Origin of the sequence: Leucobacter chromiiresistens, from assembly GCF_900102345.1 — a bacterium.
Classification (GTDB): Bacteria; Actinomycetota; Actinomycetes; order Actinomycetales; family Microbacteriaceae; genus Leucobacter; species Leucobacter chromiiresistens.
Genome location: NZ_FNKB01000001.1, coordinates 1,996,202 through 2,008,713, shown reverse-complemented (window position 1 = coordinate 2,008,713; position 12,512 = coordinate 1,996,202). Strand labels below are relative to the sequence as shown.

Genomic DNA, 12,512 nt, shown 5'->3' with positions numbered 1-12,512 from the left:
CGTGTGCTGGACAACCCCTCCAGCATACTGCGGGCGCACCCCGCGACCCGAGTCGCGGCCCCGACCGACGCCCGCCGAACGGCGCCGCGCCGAGCCCGGAAACGCGAGAAGCCCCACCCGAGGGTGAGGCTTCTGCATTCGGTGACCCCAGCGGGATTCGAACCCGCGTTACCGCCGTGAGAGGGCGGCGTACTAGGCCGCTATACGATGGGGCCGAACGCTGCTGCCTGCTTCCCGGGCTTCCCCGCTGCGCTGGCAACTCATATATATAAACACAGGTGCGCGCCCCGAGCCAAATCGGGCCGCGACGCCCGGGTGTGTCCCGCGAGATTCCGCGCCTCGGCGCGATTCTCGCAGGACGCACCCGCGGCGATCAGAAGTCTGCGGTGCGATGCGGCCGCGCCCACTTCGCAGGCGTATCGGCCCCGTCCCACACCTTGACGATGCCCCACGCCACTGCGGCGAGCGGCACCGCGAGCACGGCGCCCAGGATGCCGCTGAGCACGGTGCCCACCGTCAGCGCGAGCAGGATCACGAGCGAGTGCAGCTTCAGCGCCCGGCCCATCAGCACCGGCTGCAGGAAGTTGCCCTCGAGCTGATTGACCAGGATCACCACGCCGACGACGATCAGCGCGTTCACGAGCCCGTTGGAGACCAGCGCGACGAGCGCCGCGAGAATGCCGGCCACCGTCGCGCCGACGATGGGGATGAACGCGAGCACGAACACGAGCACCGCGAGCGGCAGGGCCAGCGGCACCTGCAGGATCACGAGGCCGAGACCGATGCCGACCGCATCCACGGCCGCCACGCCCGCTGTGCCGCGCACGTACGAGCCGAGCGTCGACACGGTCTTCGCTCCGGCGCGCTCCGCGCGGCGCAGGCCCTCGCCCTGGAAGGGGCGCAGCAGGAAGCGCCAGATCGCGGGGCCGTCCTTCAGGAAGAAGAACAGCACGACCACCATGAGCACGAAGCCCGTGATGAAGCTGGTGAGCGCCCCCACGCCGGCGAGCGCGCCCGAGCCGAACTGCGCGCTCGTGATGAAGTCGAGCGCCTGATCGCCCCACTCGTGCAGCTGCGAATCGTCGGGCATGAACGGCAGCGTGCGCGACCACTCGACGACCTGCGCGAACCCGTCCTCCGCCTGCGACGAGAGGTCGTCCCACTGATCGCGCACCGCCCAGACGATCAGCCAGCCGATCGCCGAGAGCAGCACGACGATGCCGAGCAGCACGATCACGGCCGACAGCGCGGAGGGCACGTTGCGCCGACGCAGCCAGCCCGTCACCGGAGCGAATGTGCTCGCGAAGATCAGGGCGAGCAGAATCGGGATCACCACCGTGGTGAGCGCCCGCATACCCCAGATGATGCCGCCGGCGAGGATCACGACCACGATGATCTGCAGCGACCGCGTCGCCAGCAGGCCGAACCCGTCGCTCCATGCGGAGCGCACCGTTCTCGGCCCCGACGACCGCCGATCGATGCCGAGCTCCATGCGCGTGAGCCGTTCGTCGATCTCGCGCTTCGCGCCCCATCCGAGCATTCGCACTCCCCTTCGTTCGATCAGTTCTGGTCGTGCTGCGCGGAGTCGCGATGCACGGCGCGCGCCGAGATGAAGGCGCGCAGCTCATCCGCGTCGTCCGCCATCTCGGTCACGCGCTGGGCGCGCTCGAGCAGCCCGGTCAGCTGCTCGGGGATGCCCAACCGCTTCCCCGTCGCCTCGAAGACGATGTCGGGGAACTTCTCGGGCTTCGCGGTCTCGAGCACCAGCATCGGCACTCCGGGCTCGACGTACTCCCGCGCGACCTTCACTCCGTCGGCGGTGTGCGGGTCGATCAGCCGTCCGCTGCGCTCGTGCACCGAGCGGATCGTCTCGACGCGATCCGCGTGCGTGCTCGAACCGCTGCGCAGCCCGTACTCCGCCCCGAAGCGCGCCAGCTCGGTCGAGAGGTCGATGCTCCCCGTCTCGTCGAGTTCCCGCCACGCCGCGGCGAGGCGCTGCGGATCCTGGCCGACGAGGTCGTAGACGAACCGCTCGAGGTTCGATGCCTTCGAGATGTCCATCGACGGGCTCGACGTCGCATGCGTCTCGGCGGCGCTGCGCGGCGTGTAGACCCCGGTGCGGAAGAAGTGGTCGAGCACGTTGTTCTCGTTCGCGGCGAGCACGAGCTTGCGCAGCGGCAGGCCCATCGCCTTCGCGAGGTGGCCGGAGAGGATGTTGCCGAAGTTGCCCGACGGCACCGTCACCGAGACCTCGTACGCCGCGCGCTCGTCGGCCGCGACGCCGTCGGTCGCCCGCAGCCACGCCCAGAAGTAGTAGACGATCTGAGCGGTGATGCGCCCGAGGTTGATCGAGTTCACCGTGCCGAGGTGATGCGCGCGCTTGAACTCCAGGTCGCTCGAGAGCGCCTTCACGAGGTTCTGGCAGTCGTCGAACACCCCCGCCACGGCGATGTTGTGGATGTTCTCGTCTTCGAGCGAGTACATCTGCGCGCGCTGGAACGCGCTCATGCGGCCCTGCGGCGACAGCATGAACACCGCGATCCCCTCCTTGCCGCGGAGGGCGTACTCCGCGGCGGAGCCGGTGTCGCCCGAGGTCGCTCCGAGGATGTTCAGCGCGCGATCGCTGCGCGCGAGCACGTACTCGAGCGCCTGGCCGAGGAACTGCATCGCCATGTCCTTGAACGCGAGGGTCGGCCCCTCCGAGAGGCCCACGAGCGTGATCTCGTCGTCGATCGGCGTGAGCGGAACGATCTCCTCGGCCACGAAGAGGTCGGCTCGGTACGCGTCGCGACACATGCGCTCGAGATCGGCGCGCGGAATGTCGGTGGCGAAGCGGCTGAGCACCTCGGCGGCGAGCTCGGGGTAGTCGAGCCGTCGCCACGACTCGATCTCGTCGGCCGTCACGCGGGGCAGTGTCTCGGGAACGACGAGCCCGCCGTCGGTCGCCAGCCCTTCGAGCAGGATCGCGCTGTACGGTGCCGGCTCCATGCCGCCGCGGGTCGAGATGTACTTCACCGATACTCCTTACGGTCGTAGATGCACCAGTCTACGGGCGAGGCATGCCGGTATCGGGGTCGGCCGTCGGAACCGGGACGAATCGCGCATCGGGCGAGCGCCCGCGCTACCAGGAGACGGGCAGCGCCTTGCCCTCCTCGTACCCCGCGGCCGACTGCAGACCCACGCGCGCGCGCCGCTGGAACTCGGGCACGCTGCCCGCTCCGGCGTACGTGAACGACGAACGCACCCCCGAGGTGATCATGTCGATCAGGTCCTCCACCCCCGGCCGCTGGGGGTCGAGGTAGATCTTCGACGACGAGATGCCCTCCGCGAAGAGCTTCTTGCGCGCGAGCTCGAAGGCGTCGAGCCCGCCGAACCGACCCTGCACGGCCTTCGTCGAGGCCATCCCCCACGACTCCTTGTACTGCCGGCCGTCGGCATCCGCGAGCAGCTCGCCCGGCGATTCCGCCGTGCCGGCGAACCACGAGCCCACCATGACGGAGGACGCGCCCGCCGCCAGCGCGAGGGCCACATCTCGCGGGTAGCGCACGCCGCCGTCGGCCCACACGTGCGCGCCGAGCTCGCGCGCGGCCTGCGCGGTCTCGAGCACGGCGGAGAACTGCGGGCGCCCCACGGCCGTCATCATGCGGGTCGTGCACATCGCTCCGGGCCCGACACCCACCTTCAGAATGGAGGCGCCGGCCGAGACGAGATCCCGCGCACCCTCGGCCGTGACGATGTTGCCCGCGACGACGGGGAGCCCGAGGTCGAGCGCGGACACGGCGTCGAGCGCGCGCAGCATGCTCTCCTGGTGGCCGTGGGCCGTATCGACCACGAGCACATCGGCGCCGGCCGCCGCGAGCGCGCTCGCCTTCGCCGCGACGTCGCCGTTGATGCCGACCGCCGCGGCGACCGCGAGACGCCCCTCCGCGTCGAGCGCCGGCCCGTAGATCGACGCGCGCAGCGCCGAGCGGCGCGAGAGCGTGCCGAGCAGTGCGCCGTCGCGCACGATGCACACCGCCTCCGCGGAGCCGCCGGGGTTCGCGCCGAGCGCGGCGTCCACCGCTGCGAACGCGGCGCGGCCCTCGCCGAGGTCGGCCTCGTCGAGCACCACCGTCTGCGCGTGCAGCAGATCGCCGAGGCGCGCGTCCGCGGGCACGGTCGCCAGGCGCAGCGCGCCCAGCGTGCCGCGCACGGCGCCGATCGGCACGGCTCCCGCACCGGCTTCGGGCCCGGCCGCATCGGCCACGACTACCAGCTGCCCCTCGGCGCGGGGCACGAGTCGCAGTGCGTCGGCGGCGGTCGCCTCGGGCGGCAGCACGATCGGCGCATCGACGGCGACGGGCTCGACCTTCACCCGGCGGATCGCCGCTGCCGTCGCATCGAGCGAGAGATCCTGCGGCAGCACTGCGAGCCCGCCGCGCCGCGCGAGCACCGCCGCGAGTCGGGGGCCGGCCACCGAGTTCATGTTGGCGGCGACGAGCGGGATCGTCGCCGGCGTGCCGTCTTCGGGGGCCAGGGCGACGTCGAGTCGGCTCCGCACCTCCGATCGGCGGGGTACCAGGAAGACGTCCGAATAGGTGAGGTCGACCGTCGGGGTCGCGCCGATGAACTCCATGCGGTCCACGCTAGGCCATCGAGCCCGGTATGCGCTGGCCGTCGCGGGCACCCGGGGAATTCTGACGGAGTGCGCAGTTCGCGCATAGGATGGAGCGGTGCGACGGGGACCCGTGTCGCACCACCGGGCCCGCGCTCGTCGTTCGGCGACGCGGATCCGCCCGGGGAAGCCGAACCAGCTGAAGGAGCCGCACCGCTCATGTCCGACCCGAATCTTCCGAACGGCGAGCAGCCGCCGCAGCAGCGCACGCCGCTGCAACCGCCGTCCGTGTCCGAGCCGGAGCTCACCTCTCAGCTCCCCTCCGACTTCCAGCCGGGCGCCGCGGTTCCGCCGCCGGCCACGACTCCGCTGCCTCCCACCGCTTCGACGCCTCCGGGATCGCCGGTGCCCCCGTCCGGCTCCGTACCGCCCGGCTCCCCGATGCCGCCCGCGCCCCCAGCTTCCCCGGCCGGCCAGGTTCCGCCCGGGTACGGCGCGGTGCCCCCGCAGGGCCCGCAGGGTCCGCAGGGTCCGCAGCAGGGGTACGCTCCCGGCGGGTACCCGCCCGCTCAGCCGAAGGGCCTCGCGATCGCGGCGCTCATCGTGGGCATCGCGAGCCTCGTGTTCTTCTGGTTCTGGATCCTCGGCCTGCTGGGCGGCATCGCAGCCGTCATCCTCGGCATCCTCGCGCTGCGGAAGCGCCAGTCGAAGGGCATGTCGCTCACCGGCGTCATCACCGGCGGCGTCGCCGTGCTCGCCTCGATCGGCGTGCTCATCTTCTCCCTCTTCGTGCTCGGCTCGGTGATGAACGCCGCGGGCGGAGCGATGAGCGAATTCGACCAGCTGACCGAGGAGCTCGAGACGGCGACGCCCTCCCCGGCTCCGAGCGACAGCCCGTCCGAGCTGTCCTCCGAGGGTGCGTCCGACGGCGCCTCCGCGGGGGCCTCCGAGGGCGCGTCGGATGCGAGCGGCGACGACACCGCCGGCACCGGCGAGCGGTCGGCGGAGTTCTGCGCCGCGCTGACCTCCTTCTCCAGCAGCGGCACGTCGACGGAGCTGACCGAGGAGGTGCTCGCCTCGCTGAAGTCGCTCGCCGACATCGAGAGCCCGAACCAGACGGTGTACCAGCGCTTCTACGAGTACGCGCAGGATCCGCTGAGCGTCGATGACAGCAGCACGCTGCTCAGCGACTACTTCGACGCCGTGAGCGACGACGCGATGGCCTGCGTCTGACCCGCAGCCAAACCCCGGGGCCCTGCGCGACATTGTTCGCGCAGGGCCCCGTTTCGTCACCGGGAACCGCTAACGTGGAAGCTCAGTCGCGAAGAGGGAGAGCACACATGCTGAGTGGATTCAAGGCGTTCATCCTGCGGGGGAACGTGATCGAGCTCGCGGTCGCCGTCGTCATCGGCGCCGCGTTCAACGCCGTGGTGCAGCGCATCGTCGATTCGCTCATCAACCCGATCGTCGGCCAGGCGTTCGACGCCGATTCGCTCGACGGCGCTCTGGTCGTCGCCCTGCCGCGCGGCGGAGAGATCGCGTTCGGCGCGGTGATCGGCGCGATCATCAACTTCGTCATCGTCGCCGCCGTCGTGTACTTCGTCTTCGTGCTGCCGATGAACAAGCTCCGGCCGAAGGTGGCCGAGGCGCCGACCGGCCCGAGCGATGTCGATCTGCTCGGCGAGATCCGGGACCTGCTCCGCGCTCAGGTCGCGCAGGAGCCCGGCGCGTCGCCGACCGCGCCCGAGGGCCCTGCGGCGCCCGTCGCTCCGGCGACCGGCGATGCGACGTCGAGCGATCCGGGCGCCACGCCGCCGCCCCCCGCGCACAAGCACTGACGGAAGCGCGCACCCGAAGTGCCGAGGTCGTGCGGAGCGGTGCGTCAGCCCGCTCGGCGATCGAGTCGCGCGAGGAACAGGGCCTCCGCGAGCAGGGCCTTGCGGAACGACTCCAGGTGGAGCGATTCGTTCGGGCTGTGGGCGCGCCCGTCGGGATCCTCGACGCCCGTGACGAGGATCTGCGCCTCCGGGAACTCGTCGACGAGATCGGCGATGAACGGGATCGATCCCCCGACCCCGATGTCGACCGGCTGCCGCTCCCACGCGTCGGCCATCGCGCCGCGCGCCTCCGCGACCGCCCAGCCGCCGGTATCGACCTGGAACGCCTGCCCGAGGCCCGGCTCCTCCACGGCGACCCGGGCGCCGAACGGCGCGTGATCCTGCAGGTGCTGCGCGAGCGCCGCGTACGCCGCCTCGGGATCCTGCCCGGGCGCGATGCGCGCGCTCAACCGCACCCGCACCGAGGGGATGAGGGTGTTCGACGCGTTCGCGATGTCGGGGGCGTCGATGCCGGTGATCGAGATCGCGGGCTGCGCCCAGAGGCGCGAGAGGATCGGGCCGCGCCCCACCGGGCGCACGCCGTCGAGCAGCCCGGTCTCTGCGCGCAGGCGATCCTCGTCGTACTCGGGCACCTCCATCTCGACCGACCCGAACCCCTCGACCGCCACAGCGCCGTCCGCGTCCCAGAGCGTGTCGAGCAGCCGCACGGCGGCGAGCATCGCGTCGGGCACCGCTCCCCCGAACATGCCCGAGTGCGAGGCGCGGTCGAGCGTTTCCACGCGCACGTTGCACGCCACCGCGCCGCGCAGCGCCACGGTCAGCGCCGGCGTCTCCTCGTCCCAGTTGCTCGAGTCGGCGACGATGATCGCATCCGCGGCGAGCACCTCGCGGTTCTCGCGCAGGAAGTTGCCGAACGACTGCGACGCCCACTCCTCCTCGCCCTCGATGAAGAGGGCGATGCCGAGGTCGAGCTCGCGTCCCTGCGCCTCGGCGGCGGCGACGAGCGCGCGAATGGCGCCGATGTGCGCCATGACGCCGGCCTTGTCGTCGGCGGCGCCCCGTCCGTACAGGCGACCGTTGCGGAGCGTCGGCTCGAACGGCGCGGACTCCCAGTCGTCGTCGTTGCCAGGCGGCTGCACATCGTGGTGGGCGTAGAGCAGCACCGTGGGCCGACCGCCGCGAGCCTCGCGTCGCGCCACGACGGCGGGCTGCCCCAGTGCGTCACCGCCCTCGATCGGGGCTCGGCGCACCTCGACGACGTCGAAGATGCCGATGTCGCGCAGCAGCGCCGCCACGGCCTCGGCGCTCTCGGCGACGTGCGCCGGGTCGAAGGCCGGCCACGAGACCGACGGGATGCGCACCAGTCGCTGCAGGTCGTCGAGCGTGCGCTCCTGACCGGCCTGCGCGGCGTCGCGGAGCGCCGCCTCGAATGTCTGCTGCTCGTCGGTCATGTGCGCCTGCCTTCCCTGGATGCGAACGGTCTCTCGGTCCGCCGAAGCGGCCGACCCGACCACCCTATCCGCCCGCCTTGGCGCGCTCCTCCCGCTCCGCCTCCTGAGCCGAGCGCAGCTCGCGCGTCGCCGCGTGCACGAGCTCTTCGGCGCGGAGCCTGCGATGCTGCACGAGCGTCCCGGCGCCGAACTTCTCGCGGAGCCGGTCGCGGGACTCCGCCGTCGCCGTGATGATCATGCTGCTCGCGATGAGGATCACCTGCGACGACAGGTTGATCCACAGCAGGAGGGCGATCAGCGTCGCGAAGGAGGCGAGCAGCGGATTCGAGGTCGCGCCCCGCACGAACAGCCCCGAGAGCTCCTGCAGCACGACCAGGCCGGCGCCGCCGAGCAGCGCGCCGCTCCAGAGGGCCTTCGCGGGCGCGCGCACGCCGGAGAGCACGCGGAACATCAGCGCGATGGCGACCGCGTCGATGATGAAGACGATCACGATGCCGAAGATGCGGGTGGACCACTCCGTGACCGGCCCCTCGCCGATGCCCAGCCAGCCGAGCAGCGACGAGATGCCCACGGAGCCCACGACGCTGGCGACCGCCGCCGCGGCGAGCAGCCCGCCGAACACGACGGCCACCAGCAGGTTGCGCAGGATCACCCAGAGGATGAACACGTCGTCGTGCATCTCGTCGGCGAGCGTGCGCAGCGCGATCCTCAGGCTGCCGATCGCGCTGATCGCCGCCCCGACGAGGCCGAGCAGCGAGATGGCGCCCACCACCGTGAACCCGGTCGGCTGATCGAGTGTGCTCGGATCGACGATCTCGCCGATCCCCGGAATCACCTGGTCGAGCGTACGCGTGAGCGTGCCCATCGCCTCCGGGTTCGAACCGAGCCAGAGCGCGGCGAGGGAGAAGCCGAGCAGAATGCCGGCGAACACGCTGAAGAGCGCGCGATAGGTGAGGCTGTCCGCGAGCATCGGGCCGCGATGCTCGCTGTAGCGCAGGTAGGCGCGCACGACGCGCAGGCGCAGCGCCCACGCGATGGCGCGCGGCACGATTCCGCGGCGCTCGCCCGTGCTCGGCGCGGGGTGGCCGCCCGCGGACCCTTCGGATTCCGAGACGTTCTCGGTGTGCGCGCTCATCAGGCTCCCTCCGACGCCCCCGCTCGGAGCGTCCCGTCGATGCCGGAAGCGGACGCTCCGCGGCAGAATGCTCGTGCTTACTCGAAGGCGGGCGCGCCGAGCCCGGCGACGTAGGCCGCCTGGCCCACGTGCGCCACGGCGTCGGCGGACACGCTCACGAGCCGAGAGCCGCGCGTCACGGGCGGATCCCATGACTCGTCGATCACCTCGTCGAGCGCCGCCTCGTCGAGCCCCGCCAGGTAGACGACCTGGGCGTCGACCGCGGCCCGCAGATGCTCGATCAGCAGGTCGGCATCGTCGCAGACCACGCTTCGCGCCTCGTCGGGCTCGTCGCCGTATCCGATGCTCGATGCGGCCCGGTCGAAGTCGAATCGCCGAGCGAAGCCCTGCGCCGTCCAGATGGGCTCCTCCCCCGAGAGGTCGGCGATCTGCGCGTCGATCTCCCGCCCCGCGTGCCAGAGCAGCCAGGTGATCGAGTTGTCGTGGTGGGGGTGGGCGTTCAGCAGTTCGGGGACGAGCTTCGGCCTGAGCGCCTCGGCGGCGTCGAGGGGACGCCGGGCGAGGTCTGCGAGCGCTTCCGTCGCACGCACGCGTCTACCGACCCTCGGTGGGGTCGCCGGCATGGCCCGGGGCGTCGGGAGCGGCCGGATCGGCCGGGGTGTCGGCGCGCAGCGGATCGGCGGGGCCGGCGAGATTCGCCGGGCCGCCCGGATTGGAGGCCGCGATCCCACCCGCTCCGAGCGCGTCGCCCCCGGCGTTCGCCGGCGTCTCCGCTCCGGCCGCATTGCGGCGCTTGCGCATGGCCGCGAAGATCATCAGCGCGACGGCGAGCACGATGACGATCGCCGCTCCGATGATCCACGGCAGCAGGCTCTGCCCGCCGGTGCTCGCGAGCTCGTCGAGGGAATGCAGCATCAGATTCTCCTTCCGGCCCCGCGCCGCACGAGGCTCCTCGATTCCAGATTACGCGTTCGCCGCGCGCCGCGGCGGCGCGATCCGTGGGCCGTCGCGGGCCCGCCCCGCCGCGCGGCGCGAGCCCGAGGGTTCAGTGGCCGGAGTGCAATGTGCCGTGCGGCACGGCGAACTCTCCGGCTTCGCTCGCGGCGAGTGCCGGTGTGGCGATCGCCGCGACGAGCATCGCCTCGACCACCAGGGCGATCGTGAAGGCTCCGGCGCGCCGGCGGCGGACCGGCGCGATCGCGGAGACGCCCGCGACCGCGATCCCGGTCTCGCTCGGCGCATCTCCGTTCGCAACTGCGGATGCGGCTCGGAGGCGCCGCACCTCGAGCACGGCCGCGATCGCGATCGACCAGTGGAAGACGAAGAGGGCCAGGAAGGGGATCAGCGCGAGCGGGCCGGTGAGCAGGAGGAACCCCGACCCCGCGATCCCGATGGCGCCTCCGGCGATGGCCGCGCGCGGCGCAACGAGTCGTCCGGCGCGCAGTACGGCGAGCGCCCACACGAGCTCGGCGGCCCCAGCGAGGCCGACGGGCACCGCGATCGCCGGAGAGGCGCCCGCGGCGGTCGCGAACAGCACGAGGCCGGCCCCGAGCGAAGCCAGGGCCGGCCAGAGTGCTCTGATCATCATCAGAGAGCGCCCATATCAGACGGCGGGGCGGGCCGCGGGTGCGACCTGCTTGTCCGCAGCGATGGCGACCACCAGCAGCACCAGCGCGCTGCCGAGGTGGAGGATGTGGTCGGCGGTGTTCAGCGCCAGGATGTTCGCCGCCGTATCGGCGATGAAGAATCCGACGATGCCGAGCAGCAGGTAGACGGCGCCGACGGTGCCGTTGACGCCCTTGGCGGCGCGCACGTTCGCGAGGCCCGCGAGCAGCAGTGCGGCGCCGATCAGGAGGTGCGCGATGTTGTGCAGCGGGTTCACCTCGAAGATGCCGAGCAGCAATCCGCCCTCGGTCGCCACGAACCCGACTCCTCCGGTGACTGCGAAACCGAGCAGACCAACCAAGACGTAGACCGCGCCGAAGATCACTCCGAGAATGCGATTAGGTGAGTTCTTCACGACGTTCTCCTTATATTTTGATGGGAGGTGACGATGTCGGCACAGCGCATGCCACCGGGGGTGTATTCAGTGTGGGGTCTTCGGAGCCCTCCGGCCAGATGGTTGCGCTTCACAGGCACTATGCAGTAAGTTCCCAGCTTTCTGAGCCGCCGGTATCGTGCCCCGCTGGTGTCAACCCCCGCCTCCGCGCTGCGCGACGCCGATAGGTTTGCGTCATGGTCACCCAGATCCTCGGCATCGGCACCGCAGTTCCCCCCGCACGCCTGGCGCAGGCGCGCACGCGCGACTTCTTCGCCGCCCAACCCGGGGTGGACCGGCTCAGCGCGCGGCTGATCTCGGCCGCCTTCGACCAGTCGGCGATCGAGACGCGCTACTCCGTGATCGGCGGTCTCGACTCGCAAGCGGGCGCCGCCGTCGCATCCGACGTCTTCACGGAGGACGGCGAACGGCTGCTCGCCCCCAGCACGGGCGACCGCAACCTCGTGTACCGGAGCGCCGCACCGCCGCTCTCCGCCGCTGCCGCTCGGGATGCGCTGCAACGCGCCGGGGTCCAGGCGGCCGACGTCACCCACGTGATCACGGCGTCGTGCACCGGCTTCTTCGCGCCCGGGCCCGACTACCTGCTCGTGCGCGAACTCGGCATCCCCACCTCCGCCGAGCGCACCCACATCGGTTTCATGGGGTGCGCTGCGGCCTTCCCCGCGCTGCGGGCTGCGGCGCGCATCGGAGCAGCGCAGCCCGGTTCCGTCGTGCTCGTCGTCTGCACCGAACTGTGCTCGCTGCACATCCGCTCCTCGAACGACCCCGAGCAGATCGTCGCATCCGCGGTGTTCGGCGATGGATCGGCTGCTGCAGTAGTGGCCTCGGACCCGATGCCGGCGCGCACGGCGGGCCCCGCCCTCGAGGTGGGCGAGTTCTCGACCGCGCTGACCTCGGAGGGCGAGGAGGACATGGACTGGACGATCGGCGATCACGGGTTCGAGATGCGGCTCACGGCGAACGTGCCGCGCATCATCGGACGCGAGATCACTTCGGTCGTCGCGCCGATGCTCGAACGCGACGGCGTCGGCCTCTCCGACATCGACGCCTGGGCGGTCCATCCGGGCGGGCGCAGCGTGCTCGACCGGGTCGAATCGGGGCTCGACCTTCCCGAGCGCGCGATGCGGGAGTCGCGCGACGTGCTCCGCGAATACGGCAACATGTCGAGCGCGACCATCCTGTTCATCCTCCAGCGCATCCTCGACGACGCGTCGCTGCCCGAGGGTGCAGCGGTGGCGGGGCTGTGCTTCGGGCCCGGCCTCACCGTCGAGACCGCCCGATTCACGCGCGTCGACGCCGGCGCCGCACGCTCCGCACCCGAGGAGAGCGCGGCCGCCCGCGCGGCCGGGGTTCCCGTCGGCGCTGCGGCGAGCGCCCCGGCCACGAACTCGCCGTCGCACGGTGTCGCCTGAGTCGCGGCCGTCGGCGCCGGCCC

General features: G+C 71.7%; 12 protein-coding genes and 1 tRNA gene. 3 read left to right on the top strand and 10 right to left on the bottom strand.

What is annotated here, in order from left to right; genetic code table 11:
- Positions 1-142: 142 nt before the first annotated feature.
- The 4 genes from BLT44_RS09150 to guaB1 all read right to left on the bottom strand — a co-directional run bounded on the left by BLT44_RS09150 (position 143) and on the right by guaB1 (position 4,615).
- Positions 143-215: transfer RNA gene (locus BLT44_RS09150), tRNA-Glu, on the bottom strand.
- Positions 216-373: 158 nt separating this feature from the next.
- The gene (locus tag BLT44_RS09145; RefSeq protein WP_231291616.1) at positions 374-1,492 is read right to left on the bottom strand and encodes an AI-2E family transporter; all 1,119 of its coding nucleotides are present in this window, start codon (positions 1,490-1,492) and stop codon (positions 374-376) included.
- Between the two features lie 68 nt (positions 1,493-1,560).
- Positions 1,561-3,015, bottom strand: a complete 1,455-nt coding sequence (gene thrC, locus BLT44_RS09140) for a threonine synthase (RefSeq protein ID WP_010157414.1) — start codon at positions 3,013-3,015, stop codon at positions 1,561-1,563.
- Positions 3,016-3,121: 106 nt separating this feature from the next.
- Complete coding sequence (guaB1, locus tag BLT44_RS09135; protein WP_074690161.1) at positions 3,122-4,615, bottom strand: GMP reductase; 1,494 nt, start codon at positions 4,613-4,615, stop codon at positions 3,122-3,124.
- 198 nt (positions 4,616-4,813) lie between these two features.
- On the opposite strand from guaB1, the gene BLT44_RS09130 reads away from it, so the two are divergent.
- Both BLT44_RS09130 and mscL read left to right on the top strand, forming a co-directional pair.
- On the top strand, positions 4,814-5,827 hold the full coding sequence (locus tag BLT44_RS09130; protein ID WP_010157418.1) for a DUF4190 domain-containing protein: 1,014 nt from the start codon (positions 4,814-4,816) through the stop codon (positions 5,825-5,827).
- A gap of 107 nt (positions 5,828-5,934) precedes the next feature.
- On the top strand, positions 5,935-6,432 hold the full coding sequence (mscL, locus tag BLT44_RS09125; protein WP_010157419.1) for a large conductance mechanosensitive channel protein MscL: 498 nt from the start codon (positions 5,935-5,937) through the stop codon (positions 6,430-6,432).
- A gap of 44 nt (positions 6,433-6,476) precedes the next feature.
- Here the strand turns inward: mscL and BLT44_RS09120 are convergent, their stop codons facing one another.
- The 6 genes from BLT44_RS09120 to BLT44_RS09095 form a co-directional block, all read right to left on the bottom strand.
- Positions 6,477-7,883, bottom strand: coding sequence for a dipeptidase (locus BLT44_RS09120; protein WP_010157420.1), 1,407 nt, complete (start codon positions 7,881-7,883; stop codon positions 6,477-6,479).
- Between the two features lie 64 nt (positions 7,884-7,947).
- A complete protein-coding gene (locus BLT44_RS09115) occupies positions 7,948-9,018 on the bottom strand; it encodes a YihY/virulence factor BrkB family protein (protein WP_010157421.1) in 1,071 nt (356 codons plus the stop codon).
- A 77-nt stretch (positions 9,019-9,095) separates the two neighbouring features.
- Entirely contained in the window at positions 9,096-9,608 is a 513-nt protein-coding gene (locus tag BLT44_RS09110) for a mycothiol transferase (RefSeq protein WP_010157422.1), read from the bottom strand.
- A gap of 4 nt (positions 9,609-9,612) precedes the next feature.
- Positions 9,613-9,933 (bottom strand): hypothetical protein, encoded by a 321-nt coding sequence (locus tag BLT44_RS09105; RefSeq protein ID WP_029608359.1) that lies wholly within the window; start codon positions 9,931-9,933, stop codon positions 9,613-9,615.
- Positions 9,934-10,063: 130 nt separating this feature from the next.
- The gene (locus tag BLT44_RS09100) at positions 10,064-10,606 is read right to left on the bottom strand and encodes a hypothetical protein (protein WP_010157424.1); all 543 of its coding nucleotides are present in this window, start codon (positions 10,604-10,606) and stop codon (positions 10,064-10,066) included.
- Positions 10,607-10,621: 15 nt separating this feature from the next.
- The gene (locus tag BLT44_RS09095; protein WP_010157425.1) at positions 10,622-11,038 is read right to left on the bottom strand and encodes a DUF4383 domain-containing protein; all 417 of its coding nucleotides are present in this window, start codon (positions 11,036-11,038) and stop codon (positions 10,622-10,624) included.
- Between the two features lie 215 nt (positions 11,039-11,253).
- Here BLT44_RS09095 and BLT44_RS09090 point away from each other — a divergent pair, with 215 nt between their 5' ends.
- Entirely contained in the window at positions 11,254-12,489 is a 1,236-nt protein-coding gene (locus tag BLT44_RS09090) for a type III polyketide synthase (protein ID WP_010157426.1), read from the top strand.
- Positions 12,490-12,512: the final 23 nt, after the last annotated feature.

Bases quoted from the DNA above. Each gene is read 5' to 3' on its own strand.
- BLT44_RS09145 (WP_231291616.1), bottom strand. From the start codon at position 1,492: ATGGAGCTCGGCATCGATCGGCGGTCGTCGGGGCCGAGAACGGTGCGC.
- guaB1 (WP_074690161.1), bottom strand. From the start codon at position 4,615: ATGGAGTTCATCGGCGCGACCCCGACGGTCGACCTCACCTATTCGGAC.
- BLT44_RS09130 (WP_010157418.1), top strand. From the start codon at position 4,814: ATGTCCGACCCGAATCTTCCGAACGGCGAGCAGCCGCCGCAGCAGCGC.
- mscL (WP_010157419.1), top strand. From the start codon at position 5,935: ATGCTGAGTGGATTCAAGGCGTTCATCCTGCGGGGGAACGTGATCGAG.
- BLT44_RS09120 (WP_010157420.1), bottom strand. From the start codon at position 7,883: ATGACCGACGAGCAGCAGACATTCGAGGCGGCGCTCCGCGACGCCGCG.
- BLT44_RS09115 (WP_010157421.1), bottom strand. From the start codon at position 9,018: ATGAGCGCGCACACCGAGAACGTCTCGGAATCCGAAGGGTCCGCGGGC.
- BLT44_RS09105 (WP_029608359.1), bottom strand. From the start codon at position 9,933: ATGCTGCATTCCCTCGACGAGCTCGCGAGCACCGGCGGGCAGAGCCTG.
- BLT44_RS09100 (WP_010157424.1), bottom strand. From the start codon at position 10,606: ATGATGATCAGAGCACTCTGGCCGGCCCTGGCTTCGCTCGGGGCCGGC.
- BLT44_RS09090 (WP_010157426.1), top strand. From the start codon at position 11,254: ATGGTCACCCAGATCCTCGGCATCGGCACCGCAGTTCCCCCCGCACGC.